General features: G+C 58.8%; 21 protein-coding genes and 2 pseudogenes. 3 read left to right on the top strand and 20 right to left on the bottom strand.

What is annotated here, in order from left to right; translation table 11 throughout:
• Positions 1-20: 20 nt before the first annotated feature.
• The 20 genes and pseudogenes from ACZRN6_RS20585 to ACZRN6_RS20490 all read right to left on the bottom strand — a co-directional run.
• Positions 21-1,433: an MmgE/PrpD family protein gene (locus tag ACZRN6_RS20585; RefSeq protein ID WP_464008700.1), complete on the bottom strand. Its 1,413-nt coding sequence runs from the start codon at positions 1,431-1,433 to the stop codon at positions 21-23.
• A 67-nt stretch (positions 1,434-1,500) separates the two neighbouring features.
• Positions 1,501-1,776, bottom strand: coding sequence for a hypothetical protein (locus ACZRN6_RS20580; protein WP_464008699.1), 276 nt, complete (start codon positions 1,774-1,776; stop codon positions 1,501-1,503).
• 248 nt (positions 1,777-2,024) lie between these two features.
• Positions 2,025-2,276: pseudogene (locus ACZRN6_RS20575) on the bottom strand (NADP-dependent oxidoreductase); the annotation flags it as partial.
• A 71-nt stretch (positions 2,277-2,347) separates the two neighbouring features.
• Positions 2,348-3,355, bottom strand: a complete 1,008-nt coding sequence (locus ACZRN6_RS20570) for an NADP-dependent oxidoreductase (RefSeq protein WP_464008698.1) — start codon at positions 3,353-3,355, stop codon at positions 2,348-2,350.
• Positions 3,356-3,404: 49 nt separating this feature from the next.
• On the bottom strand, positions 3,405-4,583 hold the full coding sequence (locus ACZRN6_RS20565; protein ID WP_464008697.1) for an acyl-CoA dehydrogenase family protein: 1,179 nt from the start codon (positions 4,581-4,583) through the stop codon (positions 3,405-3,407).
• Positions 4,584-6,407, bottom strand: coding sequence for an AMP-dependent synthetase/ligase (locus ACZRN6_RS20560; protein ID WP_464008696.1), 1,824 nt, complete (start codon positions 6,405-6,407; stop codon positions 4,584-4,586).
• Between the two features lie 173 nt (positions 6,408-6,580).
• Positions 6,581-7,381, bottom strand: a complete 801-nt coding sequence (locus ACZRN6_RS20555) for an enoyl-CoA hydratase-related protein (protein WP_464008695.1) — start codon at positions 7,379-7,381, stop codon at positions 6,581-6,583.
• Positions 7,382-7,452: 71 nt separating this feature from the next.
• Positions 7,453-8,535, bottom strand: a complete 1,083-nt coding sequence (locus ACZRN6_RS20550; protein WP_464008694.1) for an acyl-CoA dehydrogenase family protein — start codon at positions 8,533-8,535, stop codon at positions 7,453-7,455.
• Between the two features lie 12 nt (positions 8,536-8,547).
• A complete protein-coding gene (locus ACZRN6_RS20545) occupies positions 8,548-9,720 on the bottom strand; it encodes an acyl-CoA dehydrogenase family protein (RefSeq protein WP_464008693.1) in 1,173 nt (390 codons plus the stop codon).
• A gap of 2 nt (positions 9,721-9,722) precedes the next feature.
• Positions 9,723-10,502: a crotonase/enoyl-CoA hydratase family protein gene (locus ACZRN6_RS20540; RefSeq protein WP_464008692.1), complete on the bottom strand. Its 780-nt coding sequence runs from the start codon at positions 10,500-10,502 to the stop codon at positions 9,723-9,725.
• 131 nt (positions 10,503-10,633) lie between these two features.
• Positions 10,634-11,200, bottom strand: a complete 567-nt coding sequence (locus tag ACZRN6_RS20535) for a DUF2889 domain-containing protein (RefSeq protein WP_464008691.1) — start codon at positions 11,198-11,200, stop codon at positions 10,634-10,636.
• Positions 11,201-11,242: 42 nt separating this feature from the next.
• The gene (locus ACZRN6_RS20530; RefSeq protein WP_464008690.1) at positions 11,243-12,403 is read right to left on the bottom strand and encodes an acyl-CoA dehydrogenase family protein; all 1,161 of its coding nucleotides are present in this window, start codon (positions 12,401-12,403) and stop codon (positions 11,243-11,245) included.
• A 44-nt stretch (positions 12,404-12,447) separates the two neighbouring features.
• Positions 12,448-14,253 (bottom strand): acyclic terpene utilization AtuA family protein, encoded by a 1,806-nt coding sequence (locus ACZRN6_RS20525; protein ID WP_464008689.1) that lies wholly within the window; start codon positions 14,251-14,253, stop codon positions 12,448-12,450.
• Positions 14,254-14,293: 40 nt separating this feature from the next.
• The gene (locus ACZRN6_RS20520; protein ID WP_464008688.1) at positions 14,294-15,145 is read right to left on the bottom strand and encodes a MaoC/PaaZ C-terminal domain-containing protein; all 852 of its coding nucleotides are present in this window, start codon (positions 15,143-15,145) and stop codon (positions 14,294-14,296) included.
• A 16-nt stretch (positions 15,146-15,161) separates the two neighbouring features.
• Entirely contained in the window at positions 15,162-15,938 is a 777-nt protein-coding gene (locus ACZRN6_RS20515) for an SDR family NAD(P)-dependent oxidoreductase (RefSeq protein ID WP_464008687.1), read from the bottom strand.
• A 39-nt stretch (positions 15,939-15,977) separates the two neighbouring features.
• The gene (locus ACZRN6_RS20510; protein WP_464008686.1) at positions 15,978-16,853 is read right to left on the bottom strand and encodes an SDR family oxidoreductase; all 876 of its coding nucleotides are present in this window, start codon (positions 16,851-16,853) and stop codon (positions 15,978-15,980) included.
• Between the two features lie 150 nt (positions 16,854-17,003).
• Positions 17,004-17,813: an enoyl-CoA hydratase/isomerase family protein gene (locus ACZRN6_RS20505; RefSeq protein ID WP_464008685.1), complete on the bottom strand. Its 810-nt coding sequence runs from the start codon at positions 17,811-17,813 to the stop codon at positions 17,004-17,006.
• A gap of 19 nt (positions 17,814-17,832) precedes the next feature.
• On the bottom strand, positions 17,833-18,651 hold the full coding sequence (locus ACZRN6_RS20500; RefSeq protein ID WP_464008684.1) for an SDR family NAD(P)-dependent oxidoreductase: 819 nt from the start codon (positions 18,649-18,651) through the stop codon (positions 17,833-17,835).
• Positions 18,652-18,905: 254 nt separating this feature from the next.
• On the bottom strand, positions 18,906-20,111 hold the full coding sequence (locus ACZRN6_RS20495) for a methyl-accepting chemotaxis protein (RefSeq protein WP_464008769.1): 1,206 nt from the start codon (positions 20,109-20,111) through the stop codon (positions 18,906-18,908).
• Between the two features lie 129 nt (positions 20,112-20,240).
• Positions 20,241-20,552, bottom strand: a pseudogene (locus ACZRN6_RS20490) (hypothetical protein); the annotation flags it as partial.
• Between the two features lie 52 nt (positions 20,553-20,604).
• On the opposite strand from ACZRN6_RS20490, the gene ACZRN6_RS20485 reads away from it, so the two are divergent.
• From ACZRN6_RS20485 to ACZRN6_RS20475, 3 genes are read left to right on the top strand one after another with little or no spacing between them, the layout of a single operon-like run.
• Entirely contained in the window at positions 20,605-22,422 is a 1,818-nt protein-coding gene (locus ACZRN6_RS20485; protein ID WP_464008683.1) for a hydroxymethylglutaryl-CoA synthase family protein, read from the top strand.
• Positions 22,423-22,435: 13 nt separating this feature from the next.
• Positions 22,436-23,641, top strand: coding sequence for an acetyl-CoA acetyltransferase (locus tag ACZRN6_RS20480; protein ID WP_464008682.1), 1,206 nt, complete (start codon positions 22,436-22,438; stop codon positions 23,639-23,641).
• Complete coding sequence (locus ACZRN6_RS20475) at positions 23,638-24,894, top strand: acetyl-CoA hydrolase/transferase family protein (RefSeq protein WP_464008681.1); 1,257 nt, start codon at positions 23,638-23,640, stop codon at positions 24,892-24,894. The genes ACZRN6_RS20480 and ACZRN6_RS20475 overlap by 4 nt, the downstream gene beginning before the upstream one ends.
• Positions 24,895-24,951 lie beyond the last annotated feature (57 nt).

Raw genomic sequence — 24,951 nt, 5'->3', positions numbered from 1 at the left:
CTCCTCAATCAGGACAGCGTTCAGGGTGTGAGCGCACCGAGCAGTTCCGATACGTCCTCAACCTTGTCGAGGTCCTTACACAGCCCGACGAGCCTGCTCAGCTTCGATTGCGCCAGGGGCACGGCGGCATAGGCGGCGCACTTGTCGAGTTTCTGCTGCAGATCGTCCCAGCTCATCGGGTTGCGGGTGTGCCCCAGGACATAGGGCGTGCACTGCCGAAACACACGGCCGTCCTGCAGTTTGATCTCGACGCTGAAGCCTTCGAACTGGTCCGTTATCGCCGGATCGGTTTCCACACTGATTTTCTGCATCAGCTCGCGCTTGTCAGCCCGGTTGACTTCCTCGACAGTGAAGTCGCCGAGGAAAACATCGCCGCCGATGATCGCAGTCGCCACCGTGTAGGGTGTGCTGTACAACGCCTCACCCACGGTCTTCGGTTTCCATTTCGCTTCTTTCGGCTCGATGGTCATCCGCGCCCCCTCGCTGCCGATGCAGCGCACGCTGGCGATATCCCGGTAATCGAGCCGATCGCGCCGCATGATCTCGATGGCGCCGGCGATGAACGAATGGGTGAACTTGCAAGCCGAATAGGGTTTTAGCGACAGCCCCTCGGCATAGATCCAGCGCTTGCCCAGATCCTCGGTCAAGATTTCCGGGCGGATACCGTCCCAGCCGATATGCCGGAACGAGCCTCCTGGCACGCCGAGGAAAATCCCTTTCGGGCCAGTAATACCTTTTTTCGACAACAGGGCCGCCTTGATCGCGGTCTCGCCGGCAAAGGAATGCTGGACCCGCGCCATCTGCGTGCCCTCGGCGTACTTTTGCATTTCCGACATTCCGTGGACCGAGTAGGCGATCCCCAAGGCATTCCAGGTTTCCTCGACACTCAGGCCAAGCAGCCGTGACACCGATGCCGTGGCACAGAGGGGACCGTTGTACTCACCGGGAACGCCCACCGAGGCGTGGGAGCAGCCATTCATTGCCGTATTGACCCTGACGCTCAGCTCACCGCCAGTAACGTAAGCGGCAAGAAACTCCTTTCCGGTGACCGGCTTACTGGAAATACTGACTGCGGCTAGCATGGCGGGAATATTCCATTCGGTGACATGCCCGCCGGTTTCATGCACATCGCCCATGTCGATGCCACGTGCCATGACGCCGTTGGCGAACGCCGCCAGCGGCGCCGGCACCCGGTCGCCGTAGATGAGGATTGGGCTTTCCGGCGCGCCGCCCCACTCCGTCACCTGTTGCACGATCTGCGGGCTGACTTCCCATTTGGAGCCAGCAATAATGACGGCAAGGGTGTCGAGAATCGCCTTTTTGGCGATTTCGATCACCTCGGCGGGAATATCCTCGAACGCTGTTGTAACAACCATCTCCGCCATCTTTCCAGCAGGATCCTGTTCCGGTTTGATCGGTTCAAATACGTTCATCGGGCTCTCCACAAGTGCGCTTGAAGTAAAGTCAGTTCCGGTATGCGGCATCCGTCGACTACCGGGCCTACTGCAGGGATCTGACACTGACCACCATTTTTCCGCGATTGCATCCCTCGAGCAGATCGATCAAGGTTTGGGGAACATGTTCCAATCCCTTCACCACCTGCACCGGTGCCTTCAACTTGCCGGAGCGGCGCAGTTCCAAGAGAACGAACTCCACGTTCGGGCGCCGGTGAAGAGGATCGAAAACGACGAATCCCTGCATGGGGATGCGCTTAGCCCCCTGCAACTGCCCGACCAGATCGCCCGACTTGTAATCGACCGCGACGTCCGCGCCCAACTCATCGACCAGCCATCAGCGCTTGGCAGCGCCACCAACGATTGCCACGACGCGACATCCGGTGAGCCGTGCCAGTTGCACGGCGACGCAGCCTGTTGCCCCCCGGCCCCGGACACGACCACGGTATCACCGGGCCGCGGTCGCGCCACCTCGAACAAGCCCACATGCGCTGCGAAACCCATCAGATTCAGGACACCCGACAACCACTCCAGCGGTATCCCGGGTTGCCGCCGACGGACAGCCTCGGCATCGACGATGGCATAATCCTGCCAGCCGAAATTGCCGTCCACTATGTCGCCGGGCGCGAAGTCGTCGCTATGCGACTCGAGCACCTCTGCAAGACCGTAGGAGGCCATCACCTCGCCCGGCTGCAAGCACGGCCGGTAGGTATCCGTCCTCATCCAGGCGCGTTGCCTCGGCGAGACCGAAGCGACCAGCACGCGCACCAGAAGCTGGCCGCCCCCCCGCTTTGGGCACGGCGCCCTCGCGCATTTCGAAATGCTCGAGACCCACGGCGTTTTGTGGACGCTGCTTGTAGATCCACTGCCGGTTGACTCTGGTCTGGGTCATCTCAGTTCACCCTCACCATCATCTTTCCCCAGTTTTTCCCCTGGAGCAGATCGATCAGGGCCTGGGGTGCATTCTCGAGTCCCTCGACAACATCCATGGGGGTCTTGAGCTGACCATTGCGAATCCAGTTCGACAGAATTTTCTCGGCGGCTTTACGCTGCTTGTAGAAATCCATCACCAGAAACCCTTCCATGCGGATGCGCTTGGCCACAAGCACACCAGGCAAGCCGCGCGGGCCAGCACTCCAATCCGACTGATTGTATTGCGACACAGCGCCGCAACAGGCCACGCGGCCATGGAGATTCATCAGGGCCAGCGCGACTTCGAGAATTTCACCGCCAGTGTTGTCGAAGTACACGTCCACGCCGTTCGGGCAAGCCGCCTTCAATGCCTCTCGCAAATTACCGGCCTTGTAGTCGACGGCGGCGTCGACACCCAGTTCTTCCTCAAGCCAACGGCACTTCTCCGCGCCACCGGCAATGCCAACCACCCGGCAACCGGCGATCTTGGCAAGCTGCACCGCGATACAGCCCACCGCTCCCGCAGCACCCGAAACCACTACGGTTTCTCCCGGCCGCGGATTGCCCACATCGAGCAGCCCGAAGTAAGCGGTGAGACCAGTGATACCGAGAACACCAATCAAATGCTCCAGCGACTCGCTCTTGCTCCTCAGCCTGACGCTATCCGAAGTCACGATCGCAAAATCCTGCCATCCCAGATCGCCGTCCACCCAGTCGCCAGGCGCCAGCCCAGGAACGTTGGACTCCACAACCTCGGCAATCCCGAAGGAAGCCATTACCTCGCCGGGTTGCAATTGCGGCCGGTAAGTCCGGGTCATCATCCAAGCGCGCTGCGCTGGATCGACAGACAGCCCACGCACGCGAACCAGCGCCTGACCGGGCCCTGGGGAGGGGACTGCCGCCTCGTTCAACTTGAAGTGTTCAAGTCCGACAGCCCCGCTCGGGCGCTGCGCGTAGATCCATTGACGATTGACATTCGTAGCGGGCATCTGCTGCCTCCTTCTTATTTATTTTTTGGGGAAACCATCAGCAGCTAGTTCAGCCAGACAAACCTTCCGCCTTGCCGATGATCTCCTTCATGATCTCGTTGGTACCACCGAATATCCGCATGATCCGGGCATCCGCCCAGGCCCGTGCGATGGGGAACTCGGTCATGTAGCCGTAGCCGCCAAACAGTTGCAGGCACTGATCCATGACGCGTCCCTGCAGGTCGGTACACCACCATTTCGCCATGGCCGCTTGCTCGGCGGTCAGTTCGTGCGTCAGATGAACCGCCACGCACTTATCAATGAATACCTGCGCGATTTCGATTTCCGTGCGAATCCCAGCCAGCACCTGGCGCGAGAGCTGGAAAGTACCGATTGGCTTGCCAAAGGCGGTACGTTCCTTGACATAGCTGAGCGTCCAATCCAGCGCGGCACGGGATGAAGCCACCGCGGAATTGGCGATGCTCAACCGTTCCTGGGGCAGGTTCGTCATCATGTGCACGAACCCCTGGTTTTCCGTACCGATCAGGTTGGCGCACGGCACCCGTACATCGTTGAAAAACAGCTCGGCAGTGTCCTGGGAATGTTGGCCCAGCTTTTCGAGATTCCGCCCGCGCTCGAATCCCAGCATGCCACGCTCGATGCCGAGGAGGCTGATACCGCCGTGACGATTGGAGGGATCGGTCTTGACCGCGGTCAGCACCAGATCGGCATTGATGCCGTTGGTGATGAAGGTCTTCGAACCGTTCACCACATAGGCGTCTCCGTCGAGGCGCGCCGTCGTGCGCAGCGCCGCCAGGTCGGAACCACCGCTGGGCTCGGTCATGGCGATAGCGGTGACGAGCTTGCCGGCAACCATATCGGGAAACCAGCGCTGCTTCTGCTCTTCGCTGGAGTAGTCCAAGAAGTAAGGCAAGGCGACGTCATTCACCAAGGCGATTCCTGAAGCCAGGGAGGTCATCCCCAGGGCAAGGCATTCTTCAGTCAGGACAATGCTGAAGCGAAAGTCGGTTAGCCCCTGGCCGCCATATTCCTCCGGCACTGCCAAGCAAAGATAGCCGCCGTCGCCTAGTGCCTCGAACACCGCATGGGGGATAATGCCATCGCGCTCCCACTGGGCATAATGCGGCTGAACTTCCTTGCTGAGAAAGCGGCGGAAACTGTCGCGAGCCGCATCATGATCCTCGTCGAAAAGATCTCGCGTGAAGCGGTTGTTAGCTTCCCGTGACATTTAATTTCTCCCCTGGTCTGTGTACAAGGCGTCAATCTCATCGGCATATTTTTTTAAAATGGCCTGGCGCTTAAGTTTCATGGTCGCCGTCACGGCATCGGACCCTGGCAACCACTCGCCACCGGCGATATGAAACTTCTTGATCTGCTCGACCCGGCTCAATTGCTGATTAGCCCGCGCCACTTCTGCCTCCACCGCCTCATGTACTTCCGGGATCAGACACAAGGATGCCAATGACACGTGCTCCATGGCCCAGGCCCATACATGTACGGAGTCAAGGGTGAGCAAAGCGACGTTATAGTTACGGCCATCTCCCGCGACTACGGCTTGAGAAATTAAGCTGCCCGCACCGGTCAGAGTCCCTTCGATACTGGACGGCGACATGTTTTTGCCGAAAGAGTTGATAATGATGTCCTTCTTGCGGTCAACGATACGGAAATAACCATCGGCATCTATGGTTCCGATATCTCCGGTATGCAGCCAACCATCGGTGTCCTTAATCTCGGCGGTAGCCTCCGGTTGCTTGCGATAACCGCGCATGACCCCGTTGTGACGAATGAGGATTTCGCCGTCCTCAGCCAGTTTTACCTCCACGCCCGGCTGGGCCTTGCCCACCGTGCCGATGCGAATCTTGCCTTTTGGGCTGCGCGTACCAAGTGCCGCCGACTCGGTCATCCCGTACGCTTCATCCAGAGGCAAGCCAATGGCGTGAAAAAACTCTACCAAGGCAATCGGCGCCATGGCCCCACCAGAACCCACAAACAGTCCCTCCGCGTCCAAGCCCAAAGCCTTGCGCACGGGGGCGAAATATTTGGCGTCGTCCTCTGCACAAGCCTCTGCCAACTTTGCCGGCACAGATTGTTCCTTCTGCTCAAGGCGTACCTTCTCGATTGCCCGTTGCAGAGCCTGACGTACCGCCTGCTGGATATCCTCGGGCAGAGCGGCCCACTGCTTCTCTATGCCGAATTTGACCTTTTCCCAGAGTCGCGGCGGGGAAAAGAAAATATGGGGGTGAACCTGCTTGACAGCGTCCATGATGCTCATGGGGTTATCGCAATAGGTGATCGTGCAACCATTAAGGAGAGGCAGGTAATGCCCGGCGACCCGTTCGGTTGTATGAGCCGTCGGCAACCACGACAGTATTCTTTGTCCAGGGAAGAAGCGCAGCCAGTGTTCGACGATTGTGGCGAACGCAATGACGCTCGAATGGGGCAACTCCACGCCTTTGGCTGGCCCGGTGGTGCCCGAGGTATACACGATAGTTGCCAAGTCGTCGGGTAGAACCTCCGCTACCGCCGCCTCAAAATCGAATCCCTCTGCACCGTTTTTCTCCAATTCGGCCCAATCAATTGTTCCAGCCCCCCCGCCACCTTCGAGCAGCACGACGGTCGCAAGCGCCGGCCATGCCTGCTGGGCGCCCTGTATCTGGGCGAGAAAGGTGCGTTCACACAAAACAATAGTGGCATCCGAATTGTCCAGTAATGGCACGATCTGTACTGCAGGCAACGTGGCGTAAATCGAAAAAGGAGTCGCGCCAAGAGACATGATGGCGAGATCGGCAAAAAGGAACTCGGGGCGATTTTTCAACATCAGCGCCACCGTATCGCCTCGGCGAACGCCAAGGAGGCTTAAGCCCGCCGCCAGTACCTCAACACGCTGGCGCACCTGCCGCCAAGTCAATCGGGTCTTCCCGTCGAGACTGTCGATGGCCACTAGGTCTCCGTGTTGCTCTACGGTACGAAGAAAGCCCTTCACTACCGTGTCCGGATGTCGGGATAAAACGGGTGCAGCGACCATCTCACGCTGCGCGATGGTGGATTGCATGACGTATCCTCTTGTTTTTATTGGCCGCCACTCAGCCAAGGCTGAACGACAAAATACCTGTCACAGTCGTGCCGATAGGGCTGGGATCGCTTCCTGAACGAGCACGAAAATCCCAGCCACCAGCGCCTCGTTTAAGCCCTCTTGCCCAAGGTACTCCTGGTTGTTGGTGCTTATTAAACCGACACTCGGCTCCGGTAGTTGCTAAAGGCCGGGGCGCGCTTCTCGACGAATGCTGTCACCCCCTCCTTAGCTTCCGGTGTGTCGCCGAAATTGATCAAACCGGTCGAAGCGAGGCTCCCGGTAGCGACGAAGTGCTCGGTGTCGGTATTCAGCGATTGTTTGAGGAAGCGCAACGCTGTGGGCGACATCACCAACATTTCGTCCGCCCACTTCCGCACCTCTGCCTTCAGTTGTGCCGCAGGAACCACGGCATTGACCAAGCCCCAGCGTTCCGCAGTGGCTGCATCGTATTGGCGGCACATGAACCAGATTTCCCGTGCGCGTTTCTCTCCGACGATACGCGCTAACAGCCCGGTGCCCCAGCCAGCGTCGAAAGACCCAACGCGCGGCCCATTTTGGCCAAAACGTGCATGATCTGCGGAGATTGACATGTCGCACAGCACGTGCAGTACATGGCCGCCGCCGATGGCGAGCCCATTGACCGCTGCAATCACCGGTTTGGGAATGTCGCGGATGACCCGTTGTAAGGCCAGGATTTCGAACAACCCGCTCTCCGATTTGCCATAGCTTCCTGTTTCGGCCCTTTCCTTCTGGTCGCCGCCGGCGCAAAAGGCGCGATCGCCGGCACCGGTAAGACAGACAACACCGACTTCCGGATCTGCCCAAGCGCGTTTAAAGCACTTGATCAATTCATCCACCGTTTCAGCTCGAAACGCATTCATGCGTTTTTCGCGGCAAATGGTGATGGTGGCCAAACCGTTATCGACTTCGTAGCTGATATCCTGGAGTTCCATGGTATTTCCTCTAATCATTGGAGAAATAAAATGCCGGACAGCATGGGTGGGACGAATTGATGAAAAGTCGCTTAGTGCAGTTCCAATGCATCAGCCATCCGCTCCCGATAACTGCGGACAGAGCCAAACAGTTCAAGATTTAGCTTGGCCCGCTTGTAGAACAGTTGCAGGTCATGCTCCCAGGTGTAGCCAATGGCTCCGTGAAGCAACAACGCCCGATCTGCTGTCCGTGCAGCGACTTCAGTGGTGAACGCCTTGGCGATCCAGGCATTGAGCACACCGTCCGCTTGACCTTCCTGCAGTGCCCAGGCGGCGTAATAGACGCCGGAATGAGCAGCTTCGATGTCAACCAAGACTTCGGCCGCCGCATGCTTGACCGCCTGAAAGGAGCCGACTGGCACGCCGAACTGAACCCGCTGACCGACGTACTCCACGGTCATTTCGAGCATGCGCCTGGCCAGCCCCAGGGACTCGGCCGCGACCAGTAGCGCCATGACCGCATTGGCCTCGCGCGCGGCGCTTTGGGTCAGATGGCCGATGCGAATGCCCTTTGCACCTTGCAGATGCACGTCGCCGAAGCGCCGGGTGCGATCGATCATCCGCCGAGGCTTGATATCGACTCCCGCCTCTCCGGCCTGCAGCAGCCAGAGATCCAGCCCGTCATCGGCGGGCACGGGGAGCAACAGGTGGCTGGCTTGAGGTGCCTCCAGGACCATGGGCACAAGGCCGGACAAACGCTCCCCGGTGACCTGCACCCGGAGCGCGCCCTGGTCGGCGGACCGACCAGCGCTGACGCACAGGGCACCAGTGCCCTTGCCCTCGAGCAGATCGCGCAGGTGTTCGGCGCCACCTGCAACCCGCGCGGCAAAACCCAGGACTCCGCTCGAGCCGGCCAGCAAGACTCCGCTCGGCACGGCACCGCGCCCCAGCTCCTCGAACATCAGTGCCTGCTCGATTACTCCGCCGCCCTGGCCGCCGAGCTCTTCCGCAACGCCGATACCCAACCAGGCGTTACGGGTCACGAACTCGTCGAAAGGCGACAAGTCCTCCGCATCGATCCAGCGCCGGATCTTGTCTAGCCCTACTTCACGCTGCAAGGCGGAATGCATCATGTCGCGCAGCATTTCTTGTTCTTCGTTGAAGGCAAATCGCATTACTTGCTCCCCTCAGTCGCGCTTCATTCCAAGGACACGTTCAGCCACGATGTTGCGCTGGATGAACGTGGTTCCGCCGGCAATGCTGGTGCCTCGAGCCTGATAGGCCAGCCGCAGCCACTTGGCCCTGGCTGGGTCCATGTCGGCAGGCTCCTCCTGCCCCTCGAGTCCGATCACCGAAAGGGCGAAATCGCAGATTTCCTCCACCAGGGGCGTGGTGAACAACTTGGCGGTGGACGCTTCCGGGCCGGGTGATCCCCCCGCCGCGAGGGTGCTCAAAATGCGTTTCCCGGTGAGGCGTTGAAGGGTCATCCGCGTATAGAGTTCGGCCACTCGTTGCCGCACGAAGGCATCGCGACCCAATGGAAGACCGTCAGCGCCTTTGCTGTCCTTGACCAGCGCGATCAACTCCTCGAGCAGGCGCAACGTATTGACCCGCCCGGTAGCGATGGCCACACGCTCATAGCCCAACGTGGACATGGCGACTTTCCAGCCGCTGCCCAACTGGCCGACTAGGAGGTCGTCCGGCACATAGGCACCATCGAGAAACACTTCATTGAACTCGGCCCCGCCCAGCATCTGGCGTAGCGGGCGCACCTCCACGCCGGACTGACGCATGGGTAGAATGAAAAAGCTGATCCCGCGATGACGCTCGCCTTCGCCGGTACGGGCCAGCAGGATGGCGTACTCGGCCACCTGTGCGGCACTCGTCCAGACTTTCTGCCCATGAATGCGCCAGCCGTCGCCATCGCGTGTCGCGCGGGTAGTCAGAGCGGCAAGATCTGAACCGGCCCCAGGTTCAGAAAATAGCTGGCACCAAAGGTCCTGTCCGGTAAGGATGCGATCGAGAAAACGAGTCTTCTGAGAAGCCGTACCATGTTCGATCAAAGTCGGTCCGGCAAAGCCGGCACCGATCACGTCGAGCCGATCAGGCGCACCGACCCGGTCGCATTCTTCATAAAAGATGGCTTGCTGCAGGACGCTCGCACCGCGCCCCCCGTACTCGCACGGCCAGGCCAAGCCAGCAAAACCGGTCTTGTGTAGACGACGCTGCCAAGGTCGCCACCATGCGACACGCTCCTCCAGTTTGTCAGGTACCGGCCCCAGACGAGGCACCTCGTTTTCCAACCAGGTACGCACTGTCTCGCGGAAAGCGGCGTCCTCCGCCGCATCACGGAAATCCATGCTTAACGTCCTCCCCAGACCGGCGCACGTTTTTCGGCGAAAGCACGGGCACCTTCGTGCGCGTCCTCGGTATTGAGGGCGGGCAACCCGAGGCGATCCTGCAATTCCCAGCCACCTTCTTCATCCAGATCCAGGGCGCCACGTATGATCGCCTTGGATGCCTGAACTGCCAGCGGAGCGTTACTCACCACCCGGCGAGCTAGGATCAGCGCTCGGTCCAACGCTTGGCCTGGCTCGCACAACTCGTTCACCAGGCCGATTTCATAGGCACGTTCGGCATCGATGTAGTCGCCGGTAATCGCCAGTTGCATCGCAATCTGGTAGGGAATGCGTTTGGGTAACCGGATCAGTCCACCAGCCGCCGCCACTAGGCCTCGCTTCGGCTCCGGCACTCCCAGCTTGGCGCCGCGTGCAGCCACAATCAGATCGCAGGACAAGGCAATTTCAAGCCCGCCGGCGACCGCAAAACCTTCGATCGCTGCGATAAGCGGCTTTTCCGGTGGTTTGCGCGTAACACCGGCAAAGCCACGCTCCGTAGCGGGCATATCACCCTGCAAGTAGGCCTTGAGGTCCATCCCAGCGCAGAACGCTTTGTGGCTCCCTGTAATAACGCCAATGCGCAGCGTTGGATCGTTATCGAGCTCGTCCATGGCAGCGGAGACACCGCGCGCAAGCGCCTGGTTCACCGCGTTACTTTCAGCCGGCCGGTTTAGGCGGATGATAAGAACACCGTCGTCACGCGTCACGCAGACCGGAGAATCATCAAGTACAGGAGCATCCATCTTCGGCATTTCCTCTCAGTAATATTCGAATCAAGCTCTGAACAAGTCCGGGCCACCGACTCGATAATTATTCTGCTTCACGGTCCACTGTTCGCAATCGTCCAAAGAGACACACTTGTTGCTGACAGAGCTCATTTGTCGCCGGTGTAGGAGTCAGGCCAGTGAACGCGTGTAATTTCGCCATCACTGCGAAAGGCATGACAGCTATTAATCAGTTTTTCCGGGCTTCCTATGCGGATTGACACATCAACACCGCATGCGGCATTGCGAATCTGCGCAGCCCACAAAGTCTGCATCGCCGTCGTCGCTAAAGGGCCAATCAGATCGGTCAGGTGAGTGCAGCCAAACCGTCCGCCGAACAACCTTTTTACTTCAGAGGAAAAGCCCGCGGTGATACGTAGGCCTAGCAACTGCCTGTAGGTGTCGGCGATGTCCTTGCATTCCGGCGACGGGCCATGGGCAGTCAGCGCTTCGACTTCTCGGATGATCAAATCCCGATTAACCGTAATGCGCAGCCCCATCTGGTGTAAAGGCTCGGTGGGCCCTAGAACGACTCCGAATGGTAGCGGTAGCTCAAAGGACCGGGTGTCGAGCAAGCTCGCCTCTATATCCCACTGGCCGTCTTCCCGTTCATAGCCCTCGCAACGGATGCTGCGGGTATGCAGCAGCATCCTCTTCACTGGCTGACTGAAGTCCATGTATTCCCCCGTCGTACGACTGCTGCTCAAGTTCTTCAGGGATCAATAGGATTTCGGCAAGCCTAACGCCCGCTCGGCGATATAGCACAGCACCAGTTCGTGGCTGACCGGACCGATCAACCCCATGATTGCCTCGCGATAATAGCGCTCGACATGGAACTCTTTGGCGTAGCCGAACCCCCCGTGGGTGCGCACCGCGCGCGCCGCCGCCTCGAAATAAGCATCACCTCCCAGAAACTTAGCCATATTGGCTTCAAGGCCACATGGTTTGCCCTGGTCATACAGAGTCGCTGCCTTGAACATCATGGTTTCCGCGGCCTGTAGGCGCATCCAACAATCCGCCAGCGGATGCTGGATGCCCTGATTCTTGCCTATCGGCCGACCGAACACGATGCGCTCCTTTGCGTACTTCGCCGCTTTGTCGATCACTGCCTGGCCGGCACCAATGTTGGTACCAGCAATGAGTACCCGCTCCGGATTCAGGCCATGCAACAAATACTCGAAGCCCTTTCCCTCCTCACCTATCCGGTCCTCGACGGGAATTTCCAGGCCATCAATAAAGATCTCGTTGGAATCAACAGCATTGCGGCCCATCTTTGGAATTTCCCGCACTGTAATTTTGCTGCGGTCGAAGTCCGTATAAAACAGGGTCAGACCATCGGTCGGACGCGCCGCATCCTCGTACTTGGTAGTACGGGTGATCAGCAGAATCTTGTTCGCGATCTGGGCGGTAGAGGTCCAAACTTTGGAACCGTTGACCACGTAATGGTCGCCCTTACGCTCGGCGAAGGTCTTAATGTGTGTGGTATCGAGACCAACGTTGGCCTCGGTGACGCCGAAGCATGTCCGATCCTTACCCTCAATCAGCGGTGGCAGGAAGCGCGCTTTCTGCTCGGGAGTGCCGAACACCACCACCGGATGTGGTCCGAACATATTAATGTGAACCGCCGATGAAGCATTGGCGCCGAGCCGGGAAATGCGCTTGATGATGATCGCTGCCTCAGTGATACCCAAGCCCGCCCCGCCATATTCTTGGGGCATGGTCACGCCCATCCAGCCAGCCTTCACTAGGTCGTCGACGAACTCCTGCGGAAAACGCTTTTCTTCTTCGGCACGAAGCCAATAATTGTCGTCATAGGCATCGCAGATATCTCCGATGGCTTCTTCGATCGCCCGCTGGTCTTCATTCAACGAAAAATCCATTGTGTGTTCCTCTATAAGAAGTGATTTTGTTTTTCCAGCTGTCGTCATGCAACCGCCGGCAGTTGGTCCAGAAGTTCCTCCGGGACACGAACCGGCATATCCAGCAGCATCTGGGCGAAGGCTTTACCCAATGGATCGCTGCGCGGCGAAGCCATTCCACCGCCGGCCAATGCACCGTGCAGGAGGAAGTTGAACGCGTCGACACCCGGCACATCAAATCGGCTGACCGGACCTTCGACCAAATGGCCGAAATACTCGCGCACTCGCTCCGCCGTGAGTTCCGCGCGCAATACCCCAATCCACTTCGGGTCGCGGGCGATGACACCGATATTCACGCTATTGCCCTTGTCGCCGCTGCGGCCGTGCGCAATGCGCAACAGGGGTACCTCGACCATGGCCTCGACACTCGCCGACTGCAGGGGTTCTGAATACGTTGCTGCCACATGAACCTTTGTCGGCGCCTGCTGCACCGAGGGAATTGAAACTGGCCAATGTTCACCGTCTATCCTTACGCTTGCCTGGAATTGCGTTTTCGGCGCAAAGAAGGAGAACAGCTTGACGATGGGCGAGGGGCGCGGACGGCCGCCACCGATGCTGGTCATACCCGGTGCCCAGGAGACGCCACCTGGGGCCAGCTCGGAGGCGAACAGTTCCAGCGCGTCGCGACGCTTGTGCTCCACCACCAGCCGTAATACCACTTCACGATTGACGGCCACCCGTGAATGCCGCCCGAATGTGGCTTCAGTACCGAGCACTTCGCTATACACCAGGCTGTAATCGCCCATCCCACGCTCGCCGAGCATGCGCCGCGTACGAGCCAGAATCGCCTCGCGGACCCGTCGCGCTTTGAGTTCAGCGCGCCCGCCGATCAGGGTAATATTCGCAACGCAGCGCCAGCCGTCAGCATAGGTCGCGGAGACCTTGTAATAGGGGCCGGGCGCATAGCCCCGGGCGCCCTGCACCAGCACCCGCTCAGGGCCGTCCGAAATCATGCGCACGGCCGTGAAGTCGCAGCATGCATCCGGCAGCAGATAGGCTGCCGGATCGCCAATTTCATAGAGCATCTGCTCAACCACCGTGGCCGGAGTGACCAGTCCGCCAGTTCCGGCTGGCTTGGTGAGCACGAAACTGCCATCGGCCCGGCACTCAACAATCGGATAGCCAATGTTGTCCCAGCCCTCCACCGTCTCCCAATCGGTAAACAAGCCCCCGGTAGCCTGCGGGCCACACTCAATCAAATGCCCAGCCAGGCTGCCAGCGGCGATAAGGTCGTAGTCCTGCTCGGACCAACCGAACTCATACATCAATGCCGCCAGCGGCAGGGCGCTATCCACGCAACGGCCGGTGATCACCACTTGAGCGCCATGCTTGAGAGCCTCGACAATCGGCAGGGCTCCCAAATAGGCATTGGTACTCATCACCTTGGCCGGCAATGGCTGTCCCGAGTGCGTATCCCTGACATCCTCGGCGCGGAAATCTTCGATTCTGGACAAGGCATCATCACCCTCGACCACCGCGATCCTGAGTTCAAGTCCTTCCGCTTCCGCTAGTCGTTGCAGAGCCTCGGCACAGGCAATGGGATTGACCCCTCCCGCGTTACTCAAAACCTTGATGCCTTTGTCAACCACCTCGCGCAATACGCTGCGCATAGCCACCTCGACAAAATCCCGGGCATAGCCTGCCGCCGGATCCTGCTCACGTGCGCGGGACAGAATCGACATAGTGAGTTCGGCCAGATAATCGAACGTCAGGTAATCCAGATTGCCGCCCTTCACCAACTGCGGCGCAGCCTCAGCGCTATCGCCCCAGAAACCCGAGGCACCACCGATACGCACAACGCGATCATTCATCAATCAGTTCTCCATGAATTCTGTTCAGCGCGACCCGTTGTCAGCGCAAGAGAGCACAACCGTTATCCAGAACTTTCACGCCCCGCTCCTTACTCCAGGCACGGAAAGATAAAGTCTGTCCGTCGCGCCAGGTCTCGAAGGTCAGCGTCTCTCCCGGATAGACAGGAGCCGAGAAACGGCTGCGGACGCTGGAAATTCGCGTAGCGTCGTATTCACACCAGGTCTTGAGTAAGGCATTAACCGCAAGGCCATAACTGCACAGCCCGTGCAGAATGGGCCGATCGAAACCGGCCCGACGGGCCAGTTCGGGGTCGGCATGCAGCGGATTGGTGTCGCCGTTGAGGCGATAGAGCAGGGCCGCCTGGGGCAGTATCGAGACCTCGACCGTTCGCTGCGGTTCGCTATTTGGCAACATGTGAACCGGGCTGGCTTCGCCGTAAGACGCACCACTGCCTCCGTCGCCGCGACACATCAGGGTGGCGGTCAGGATCGCCAAGAATTCGCCGGTCGAGTCGTCGACAATGCGTCGTTCAGTGCGCAACAGCGTTCCCTTTTCGCGGCCTTTGTCCAGAACCGCTATGACACGTTCCCGCGCACGCACGGTCGCCGCTGCCGGCAGAGGCCGAAGCAACTCCATCGTTTGCTCACCGTAGACAATCTTGCGGAAGTCGATACCCGCAGTGGGATCGGTCACGTAGGGACCAGGATGACCCAGCACGACAGCCATGCTGGGGACCACCGTCAGATCCTTTTCGAATACATAGCGCAATTGATCCGCGTCGGTCGGATCGCTACCGAAGCCCACGCTGAGGGCATACAGCAAGGTATCCCGTACCGTATAAGTCTGAACCACATCCTGAAACGGCCATTCGAGCAGGCGATCGACGTTCATTCCAATCCCCTTCCATTCAGGCGCTCATGAATCCGCCACCATCGGCGGAGATCACTTGACCGGTGATGTATGACGATGCCTGGGACAGGAAGAAACAGATCGGCTGTGCAGCTTCCTCCACGGACGACCAACGGCCCATAGGGATACGCGCCAGCAAGCCCTCCCGGAACTTCTCTCCACGCACCGTCTCGGTCATCGCCGTTTCGACCACACCGAAGCAAATGGCGTTGGAGCGAATGTCATGTCTGGCCCACTCACGGGCAGTACTCATGGTGATGCCGAACAAACCTGACTTGGCAGCGCTGTAGTTGATTTGCCCTATGGTTCCCATGCGCCCGGCGTCAGAGGAGATATTGACGATAGAACGTCGCGCCTGATTGCCAGCCTTTATCTGCTCCAGCGCCGCGCGCCCAAAAGCCCGAACGCTGTAGTAACTACCAGTGAGGTTGACGTCGATTACTTGCCGCCATTGATCGTCAGACATTTTTTCTATCATCGCGGGGCGGATGATGCCTGCGCTGTTGACCAAACCATGCAAGGTGCCAAAACGCCTCGCACCCAGATCGAAAGCGTCATTAATAAAGTCAGCGTCGCTGACGCTGCCAGCGCAAGTCATTACCCTATCAGGCGAGTAGTCGCGTGCCGCCAGCTGTAGGAGGTCATCTTGCAGGTCGATCAGCATGATCGAAGCTCCCAGATCATATGCCAAATCTGCGACCGCCTTGCCGATGCCTTGGGCTGCACCGGTAATTACGATGGTTTCGCCTTCTAACCTCATGGGGTTAACAATCATAATCGTTCCTCAACTTGGAGTGATATGAGCCGTTGAACATCAATCCCTCACCAACTTGGGCGGAGTGGACAGATGGAAGCCGTCGTATACGGGCGACTCAGACTTTCGCGTCGGCAGCGTAAAATTGGGCGTGGCCATAGCGAAGGCGCCATCGATGCAAATTGTGGCTCCGGAGATATATGCTGCTCCCTCGGATAGCAGGAAGACGATGGCTGACGACACCTCCGCTTCCGTACCAGTGCGTCCCAAGGGTACGTCGTTCTTGAAACGCAGCAGCCGCGCCTGGATTTCCGGTGGATAGCTATCCACACCGGACGAGAACACCAACCCCGGAGCAACCGCATTGACGCGCACGTTGGCAGAGCCCCACTCCAACGCGGCGGACATAGTAAAGTTGACCATGCCGGCACGTGCAGCTCCCGAATGAGCCATCTCAGGCATACCGTTCCACATGTCGGCAGCCATATTCACGATTGCCCCGCCATGGTCTCGCATCCACTGCAGATAGCATTCACGAGCCATCAGAAACCCACCGGTCAGGTTGGAGCCAATTACCGCCTCCCAACCATTTTTCGAGATTCTTTCCAGTGGCGTCGCATATTGCCCGCCTGCATTGTTGACCAGATGGTCGATGCGCCCGAAGCGCGCGATGACATTGCCTACCAACCCGCGAACACCCTCCTCGTTGCGGATATCGCAGATATAGCTTTCCGCCTCTGCTCCTCCATCCAGTAGTTCACTCTTGACCTTCTGCAGCTTCTCCTTGTCGCGCCCGACGATGACGACTTTCGCCCCAAGAGACGCTAATTCATGAGCTGTGCAGCGGCCAATTCCGCTGCCCCCCCCGGTGACGATGGCCACTTGACCATCGAACAGGCCTGAGCGAAAAACCGAACGATATGAATTCGTACTCATCTAACCTTCCTCAATTGAGCCACTTGACGGTGGCAGCCGCATCGATGGTTCGGTTGCGATATGAACCGCAGCAGCGCCTTGACCTCGAAACATCTTGCCGACAAGCACCAATGATTTCGTCGTCGAAAGCGACACTCTTCAGCACTGAATTCATGCACCACGCCAGACCGGTGGGCGCTTTTCTATAAATGCAGCCACACCTTCCTTCACGTCGTCTGTGCTCTGAGCCAGCGTCAGGTAGTTCTGCAACAAGACCAGTGCGCTCTCAAGAGACAGATCTTGGGTCTCGAACAAGGCCCGCTTGCCAAGCTTGAGCATCAACGGCGATTTGCTGGCCAGCCGTTGCGACCAGTCGGCAACCGTCTCGGTAAACTGTTCGGCGGCAATCACCCGATTGACGATGCCAAGTTTCAGCGCCTCCTCAGCAGTCAATTGCTCACCCATGAAAACCATCTCGGATACCCGTTTGCGTGGGATATTGCGCAGCATCAATGTGGAAATCATGAAGGGAAAGACGCCAATATTAATTTCCGGCGTGCCTACGCGAACACCTTCCTTGGCCAGCACCAGATCGCAAGCCATCACCAGACCCAGGCCACCCGCCAAGGCATGGCCATTCAAGGCGCACAATACCGGCACCTTGAGTTTCATCATGGCTTCGATGACGCCGGGGAAGCGTCCGTTACGAGCATGCTTGGTGAGGAGGCTCTCCGCAGCGGCGAAACCCTTAAGATTACCACCGGCAGAAAAGACGCTCTCGTGGGTCGAGGTAAGCACGACGCAACGAGCCTTCGGCTCGTTCTCAACCCGTTCCAATGCAGCAAGGAGACCATCGACCATCTCATCGTCGATGGCATTACGTGACTCCGGGCGGTTTAGGGAAACCGTAACCACGCCATGGCTATCCAGAGCGCACAGAACTGCGTTCGTACTGGACTGGGAAATATGTTGCTCAGACATTGACGATCTCCTTCGATAATCAGGCCATCGTCAGTCCGCCACTGACGGACAGTGTCTGCCCCGTCACGTAACCAGCCCGATCCGAAGCTAGGTAGGCCACGGCGGCGGCAATGTCTTCCGGCTCGCCCAGACGCCCGACGGGAACAGCCTTGAGCATGGCATCGAGAACCTTGACGTTAGTGGGGTCCATTACCGACTCAAAACCTGGCGTGCGCGTCGGGCCTGGGCAGACTGAGTTGGCGGTTACGCCCTTGCGCGCTACTTCGCGCGCCAGCGTCTTGGTAAAGGAAATGATCGCGCCTTTCGCACCGGAATAGACTGCTTCCAGGGAAGAACCCACGCGGGCGGCATCCGAACTGATGCTGATTATCCGCCCCCATTTACGCTCCAGCATTCCGGGCAGCACAGCATGGATCAGACGCAACGTGCCCAAATAGTTGATATCAACTACTTTGTGCCAGAAAGCCTCGTCGGTCGCGATAAAGGGTTTCAATTCATCCCAACCGGCATTGTTCACCAGCACATCGACTGGCCCAAGCTCAGCCACCGCACGGCCAACCGCTGCATTCACCGAAGCCGTATCAGCTACATCCAGTTGCACGAACAGCGCCTTACCGCCAGCGCTGCGGATCAGCTCGACTGTTTCGTTACCTTCAGGCTCGCGCAGATCACCCACTGCGACGGCATAACCACTCTCCGCAAGTGCAATGGCAATCGCCCGACCAATGCCACGCCCCGACCCGCTTACAAAAGCTATCTTTTGAGTCATATCAATCTGTATCCCGTAGTTGATGGTACGAAAGCCGCTGCGGGTCCAGAGTAAGTAATTGTCAGACACTTGGAATCGTCCAAAACGACAAGAAGAACCAAGCGAAACCACCCCGGCATAGCACGTATCTCAGATACTCGCTCACCGATCGGAGTGCGAAAAAGCAAGCTGGATATTGGCGGCGATACGACACATGTCACTGGTGTGCGACTGATGTCTTATTACCCAAGTACAATGCGGATGCGTCCGATCAAATGTGCGCCAATTGTTCGACGAACTTGTCCAAGCCCTTCCCGGCGAGTCCCGCGGGCGTTTCGTAAACCTCAAAGTCTGAAGCGATTCACCACCCCGTGCAGGGTACTGGTGGCGCTATTGAGGGTGCCGGAGAGAACTGCAACGCGACAGGCGGCTGCATTGTTCTGTTCACCGAGCCGCGCCACCAGATGAACGCGAGAGGCGATTTCCTGAGCAGCCTGCTCTTGGTGGCCAAGGGCGATAGTGACTTCGGTAATAGCCGCAGATACCTCATTAGCGCTGGAACGTATCTCGATCATGCATTGAGCGGCCTCATCCGAGGTGGCCTTGCTTTGGTCGGTATGGGCCGCAACGCTTTTCATGTCGCGCATTGAATTGGCCACCGAGGTCTGAATCGCGGTAATCATCGCGCCTATCTCTTGCACCGAGCCAGTGGTGCGCTCAGCCAACCTACGTACCTCATCCGCCACCACGGCGAAGCCGCGGCCCTGTTCTCCGGCACGGGCTGCCTCAATAGTCGCATTGAGTGCCAACAAGTTAGTTTGATTAGCCACCTCGCGGATCACCGCGACAATGCTGGAAATTCGGTCGGACTCCATCCCTAGAGCAACAATAGTTTCCCCGGTACGCCCAACCTGGAGGCTGATCCCTTCCATGGCCTGAGCGGCACGTTCGATGGCGACTGCACCGGAGTTCGCGGTCGAGCTCGCTTCTTGCGCTTGACCCAGCACGTCCCGAGCCTTGCCCGCTATATGAGCGATGTTCGCGATCATATGCTCGATGGCCAAAGCCATGGATATCGAGGCTTCAACCTGGGCGCTGGCGGTATCGGTAACCTCGGATCCCACTGAGAAAATCTGTCTCGAGGCTTCGCCGATCCCCCCAGCTCCCGCCATAACCTCAAGCAAGGAAGTCTGCATGCTCTCCAGCAGAAGGTTGAACGACCGGGTAGTCTCGGCCGCTTCATCCGTACCCTGCACTCCAGCGCGAATGGTGAAGTCCTTCGAGTCCGCAACCCTCAGGATGAGTTCCCGAATACCATGCAGGGAACCGACCACGCTGCGCATCACGGCCCAGGCAAAACCGAAGGCCAGCAACGTCGCAACGATGAAGATACCTGCCATACCGGTGCCGGCACGGTTGACCAGATCATCACCAGTCGCCGTCGATTTCTGAGCAGCGAGCTGATTCAACTCCACTAGCCGGTCCAGAGGCGCATCGACCTTGTAGAGACTATTGGACCAGCGGCCGGTCGCCACGAGGAACTGATGCATTCGTAGTTCGAGCTCACTCCAGTCAGCGGCTCCAACAATGTCATTGGCAAGCTTGGCCTGATACAAATCGAGTCGGTAGAAACCATCCCAAAGCGTTTTGAATTCATTCCACAATATCTCCTCCTCAACCGATCTAGGGAGTACGTCAAAAGCCCGGAATGCAGACTCACCCAACGCCTGGAACGCATGCTGCCGCTCCTGCAGGCTCTCAAAAACCTCCCTGGCCTCGAGCAGTGCATCCACTTTGTCGGCCTCGGCTTCGAATGCCTCAAGGCGCCAACTCGCTGCGCTCTGCATCGCTTCGGCGACCCTCAGGCGAGCCAGACGTACATCGCCCAATGCCGTCATCGCCGGCAGGTTGTGATTACCCAGGTCACGCAAGGCATGGCCAACCGTCCATGTGGCGAACCAGCCCGCCAGACCGACCAAAGCAATGGTCATGAGAAAGAAAAAGACCAACAGGTTGAGCTTGGTCTTGATCGACAGATTATTCATGGCAAAACGTTTTTTCATCTTCAGCATGGCCATTCCAATCCTTGAGCACATGATCGCCCGACAACGCGCCAGGCACGAGCCGGCTCGAGTCCTGCAGAAGTCGGTGGTTGCCCGCCCCCCCCCTTTTTCGACTCTTTACCCACGCCGCCGCAAACATCAATCATCGAGTGGCGCCGCACACCCGCCATCGTCGGAAAAGACATTTCCAGCAACCAGCAACGAGATCTTCCCGAATGACGCGAACACATCACCGCCCGACAACCGCCCCCTAAATGTCGGATTGGACGATGCGCATGAGCGAAACGAAAGGCGAAACTGGAAAACAACGACGGCAAGCAATAAGACGAATAGGCACACGATGACCACAATCCGACCATTCGGCATTACCGGCTTTGGCGGCTACATTCCGCGATTGCGTATGCAGCGCACGACAATCGCCGCTGCACACCAATGGATGGCTCCAGGCCTGCGCTCTCAGGCCAAGGGTCGGCGAGCCTTCTGCAGCTGGGATGAAGACAGCATCACCCTAGCTGTCGAAGCAGCCCGCGACGCACTGGCAAATCGCGCTCGCGATGCCATCACGTCGGTTACGCTGGCCTCGACCACACTGCCATTTGCTGACCTACAAAACAGCACCATCGTGGCGGGAGCCTTAGGACTAGTGCCTTCGGTCCGCACTCTCGATGTAGGGCACTCGCAGCGCGCGGCCACCAGCGGCCTGATCGCAGCCCTCCGCCAAGGTGACGCTCCAGCTCTGTTCATCGCCAGCGATCGCCCTCGCGGCAAACCAGCCAGTAGCCAAGAGATCGGCTTCGGTGCAGGCGCCGCCGCATTTACGCTCGGCAACGACGAGGTCATCGCCACCCTACTCGCCTCCACCAGCCGGACGGCATTATTCGTCGACCACTTCCGGAGCGAGGGCGCCCATTACGATTATTACTGGGAAGAACGCTGGGTCCGCGACGAGGGCTATTTGAAGTTGGTAGTCGAGGGAGTTGAGGCCGCGTTACAACAAGCAGGGGTTTCCGCAGTCGATGTCAGCCATTTCATCCTCGCTGCGCCGTTCAAGGGCGTAGCTACGGCGGTCATCAAAAAACTCGGTATTACCGCGGAAGCGGAAGCTGATGGACTGGAAGCCGACTGTGGCTACAGTGGCGCGGCTCACGGTCTGCTTATGCTCGCCCATGTGCTGGAGCGTGCTGCACCAAACCAGACCATCGTCTTGGCTGGTTTCGGCCAGGGGGTCGACGTGCTGGTGCTGCGCACCACCGACGCCCTCAAGTCATTCACACCACGCCACGGTGTCAGTGGCGCACTAGCCGATGCGCAAAATAACGACACCTATCTACGCCTCGCTTCTTATGAAAACGCGATCGATCTGGAATGGGGTATGCGCGGCGAAAAATCGATAAAAACCGCACTTACCGAACAATATCGCTCCAGCGATCAGTTGCCCGGCTTCGTCGCCGGCCGCTGCAGCGCTTGCGACACTATACAGTTCCCGCAACTGCCTTACTGCGTGAACCCGGTGTGCAATGCGCCACGGGAGAATTTCGATGCGCATCCGCTATTCGACGAACCCGCCCTGGTACTAACCCACACCGGCGACTGGCTCAGCTACTACCCGGCACCTCCGCTGTACGTGGGTTTCGTGCAATTCAAAAAGGGCGCGCGCCTGCTCATGGAAATAGTCGATGTCGGTGCCGCAGGCCTAGACGTTGGAACGCCATTACGCATGGTGTTCCGCATCAAGGACGTGGACAAGGCACGCGGCTATCCGCGCTATTTCTGGAAGGCCACGCCGCTTCAGGCTTGAGGAGACATTATTTATGGCTACGGGAATCAAGGACAAAGTCGCCATCATCGGCATGGGCTGCTCCAAATTTGGCGAACGCTGGGATATCGGGCCATCCGAATTACTGGCGGAGGCCTTCGAGGAGGCCTTGCTCGATGCGGGAATCGAACGCAAACAGATCGAAGCCGCCTGGTATGGCTCCTGCTCCGATACGATCAGTGTTGGCAACTCAGCAATCCCCGCTTCCATGGCGCTGCGCCTAGATGGTATCCCGGTGAGCCATATGGAGAACATGTGCGCCACCGGCACCGAAGTGCTGCGTGCCGCAGTCTATGCGGTGGCCAGTGGCGCAGTAGACTTCGCCCTGGCAATCGGTGCGGAGAAGCTGAAGGATACCGGCTATGGCGGTCTGCCTTTCGTCTACAAGGGAACCTTCAACGACCTGTGGCTCCCCCTAGGGTCGACACCGGCAGGCTTTGCTCAGTTGGCTGCCGGTTACCGAGCCAAGCATGGCACCACCAAGGAAGATCTGAAACGCGCGATGGCGCACGTTTCATGGAAAAGCCACCAGAATGGGCTGCTCAGCCCAAAGGCTCATCTACGCAAAGCAATCAGCATGGAGCAGATTCTTAATGCACCCATGATCGCGGACCCTCTCGGCCTCTACGACTGTTGCGGAGTCAGCGACGGTGCAGCGGCGGCCATCGTCACCACGCCCGAAATCGCCCGCGCCTTGGGGCGCAATGACATGGTCACAATCAAGTCTATTCAACTTGCGATCAGTTCTGGCGTCGAATCCGGCACTTCGCAGTGGGACGGCAGTTACGTGCGAACCACTAAAGCTGCGGCACAAAAAGCCTATGCCGAAGCCGGTATCAAAAATCCACGCTCGGAGCTAGACCTGATGGAAGTGCATGACTGCTTCTCGATCACCGAACTGTCGACGATGGAGGATCTGTTTATTTCCAGTGATGGCCGCGCGGTGCATGACATCCTCGATGGCTTTTTCGACCGGGATGGCGGCCTGCCCTGCCAGATGGACGGCGGACTAAAATGCTTCGGCCATCCAATTGCAGCTTCGGGCTTGCGTATGGCCTATGAAGTCTATAACCAGTTGCAAGGGCGGGCCGGTGAGCGGCAACTGGCCAATCCGAGCATTGGCCTGACGCATAACCTTGGCGGGGTGCCCTATCTCGGCATCGCGGCTGTTTCCATTCTCGGCCTGTACGCCGGCAAATGAATCGTAATATCCCCATTGATCGGGTGGCCGACATCCTGGCACCCGGCGAATCCGTGTATGTGCCGGGTGGAATTGCGGTACCTCTGGCATTTCTCACCGTCTTGCAGAACCGGCCGGAACGCAGCCGCGACCTGCGCATTCTGACCAGCATCGCACCTGGTATTGACACCCCATTCGATGTGGAATGCCTCCACCCCAGCGCCATCGTCAGCGGACTATTTATGCAGCCGTCATTGCGCAACGCGCAGCGCGAAGGTCGCTATCGCCTGCTGCCCATGAGCTACGGCGGTTTCGTGCGCCATCTGCTGGACACAGAGGACTTCAATCTAACAGTACTCCAGGTAACCCCACCGGACGACGCCGGCTATTGCTCCCTGGGGCCATCCGTGGAATTCCTGCCGGTGGCCATACGCAAGAGTCGGCGTTTGCTGGCATTAATCAACCCGCGCCTGCCGCGCATCCCAGGCGCCGTCACCCTTTCATACGATCGCTTCGATTACGTATGCGAAATCGACTCAACGTTGCCCGAATACCGCACCGAGACCGACGAACCCACCCGCACCATTGCCCGCCATATCGCGGAGCTCGTCGCTGATGGCAGCACCCTGCAGATGGGACTGGGCAAGGTCCCCACTGCGCTTGCCAATGCCTTGCGCGACCATCGGCAGTTGAAGCTGTTTTCCGGTTTACTCTCCGACGGCATGCAGGAACTCGCCGAGGCCGGGGCGCTGGATCTCGACTTCGCCCACACTAGTTGCGTCGTCGCCGGCAGCAGCGAGCTGTACGCCTGGTCCCGCGAGTTCGCGCCGCTGCGGGTGCTCGGCTGCGAGGTCACCCACGATACGCGCACGCTGGTCAACCTAAACCGCTTCGTCGCCGTCAACTCGGCCCTTGAAGTGGACTTGTTTGGCCAATGCAACCTGGAGCACGCCGAAGGCCGAGCGGTCAGCGGTGCCGGCGGCGCCCCGGACTTCGCCCGGGCGGCCCGCCTAACGCCAGAAGGTCGCAGTATCATCGCCCTCAACGCCACGTATAAGCGCGGCACCGTCTCCCGCATCGTGCCCTGCCTGGGAGACCTGTCCATTTCATCCCTGTCGCGCATCGACGTCGATCAGGTAGTCACGGAATTCGGTGTCGCCGATCTGCGCGGCGCCAGCGTCCACCAAAGGGCGCAGGCTCTGATCGGCGTTGCGGCGCCGGAGTTTCGTCAGTCCCTGCAGGAAGCCTGGGAAAACTTCGCGCGGCGTCTCTGAATCGTCGTTTTCGACGGTGAAAATCCACGGCCGACCATACTAAATTTATCGCTTGTC

It is taken from the genome of Pseudomonas sp. A125 (assembly GCF_055409485.1).
Note: the sequence above shows the minus strand (reverse complement) of the source record. Positions and strands in the feature narration are given on the sequence as shown.

Bases quoted from the DNA above. Each gene is read 5' to 3' on its own strand.
- ACZRN6_RS20505 (WP_464008685.1), bottom strand. From the start codon at position 17,813: ATGTCTGAGCAACATATTTCCCAGTCCAGTACGAACGCAGTTCTGTGC.
- ACZRN6_RS20585 (WP_464008700.1), bottom strand. From the start codon at position 1,433: ATGAACGTATTTGAACCGATCAAACCGGAACAGGATCCTGCTGGAAAG.
- ACZRN6_RS20550 (WP_464008694.1), bottom strand. From the start codon at position 8,535: ATGCGATTTGCCTTCAACGAAGAACAAGAAATGCTGCGCGACATGATG.
- ACZRN6_RS20560 (WP_464008696.1), bottom strand. From the start codon at position 6,407: ATGCAATCCACCATCGCGCAGCGTGAGATGGTCGCTGCACCCGTTTTA.
- ACZRN6_RS20525 (WP_464008689.1), bottom strand. From the start codon at position 14,253: ATGAATGATCGCGTTGTGCGTATCGGTGGTGCCTCGGGTTTCTGGGGC.
- ACZRN6_RS20540 (WP_464008692.1), bottom strand. From the start codon at position 10,502: ATGGATGCTCCTGTACTTGATGATTCTCCGGTCTGCGTGACGCGTGAC.
- ACZRN6_RS20520 (WP_464008688.1), bottom strand. From the start codon at position 15,145: ATGAACGTCGATCGCCTGCTCGAATGGCCGTTTCAGGATGTGGTTCAG.
- ACZRN6_RS20515 (WP_464008687.1), bottom strand. From the start codon at position 15,938: ATGATTGTTAACCCCATGAGGTTAGAAGGCGAAACCATCGTAATTACC.
- ACZRN6_RS20535 (WP_464008691.1), bottom strand. From the start codon at position 11,200: ATGGACTTCAGTCAGCCAGTGAAGAGGATGCTGCTGCATACCCGCAGC.
- ACZRN6_RS20475 (WP_464008681.1), top strand. From the start codon at position 23,638: ATGAATCGTAATATCCCCATTGATCGGGTGGCCGACATCCTGGCACCC.
- ACZRN6_RS20545 (WP_464008693.1), bottom strand. From the start codon at position 9,720: ATGGATTTCCGTGATGCGGCGGAGGACGCCGCTTTCCGCGAGACAGTG.
- ACZRN6_RS20570 (WP_464008698.1), bottom strand. From the start codon at position 3,355: ATGCCCGCTACGAATGTCAATCGTCAATGGATCTACGCGCAGCGCCCG.
- ACZRN6_RS20530 (WP_464008690.1), bottom strand. From the start codon at position 12,403: ATGGATTTTTCGTTGAATGAAGACCAGCGGGCGATCGAAGAAGCCATC.
- ACZRN6_RS20480 (WP_464008682.1), top strand. From the start codon at position 22,436: ATGGCTACGGGAATCAAGGACAAAGTCGCCATCATCGGCATGGGCTGC.
- ACZRN6_RS20555 (WP_464008695.1), bottom strand. From the start codon at position 7,381: ATGGAACTCCAGGATATCAGCTACGAAGTCGATAACGGTTTGGCCACC.
- ACZRN6_RS20510 (WP_464008686.1), bottom strand. From the start codon at position 16,853: ATGAGTACGAATTCATATCGTTCGGTTTTTCGCTCAGGCCTGTTCGAT.
- ACZRN6_RS20565 (WP_464008697.1), bottom strand. From the start codon at position 4,583: ATGTCACGGGAAGCTAACAACCGCTTCACGCGAGATCTTTTCGACGAG.
- ACZRN6_RS20485 (WP_464008683.1), top strand. From the start codon at position 20,605: ATGGCAAAACGTTTTTTCATCTTCAGCATGGCCATTCCAATCCTTGAG.
- ACZRN6_RS20495 (WP_464008769.1), bottom strand. From the start codon at position 20,111: ATGCATCAGTTCCTCGTGGCGACCGGCCGCTGGTCCAATAGTCTCTAC.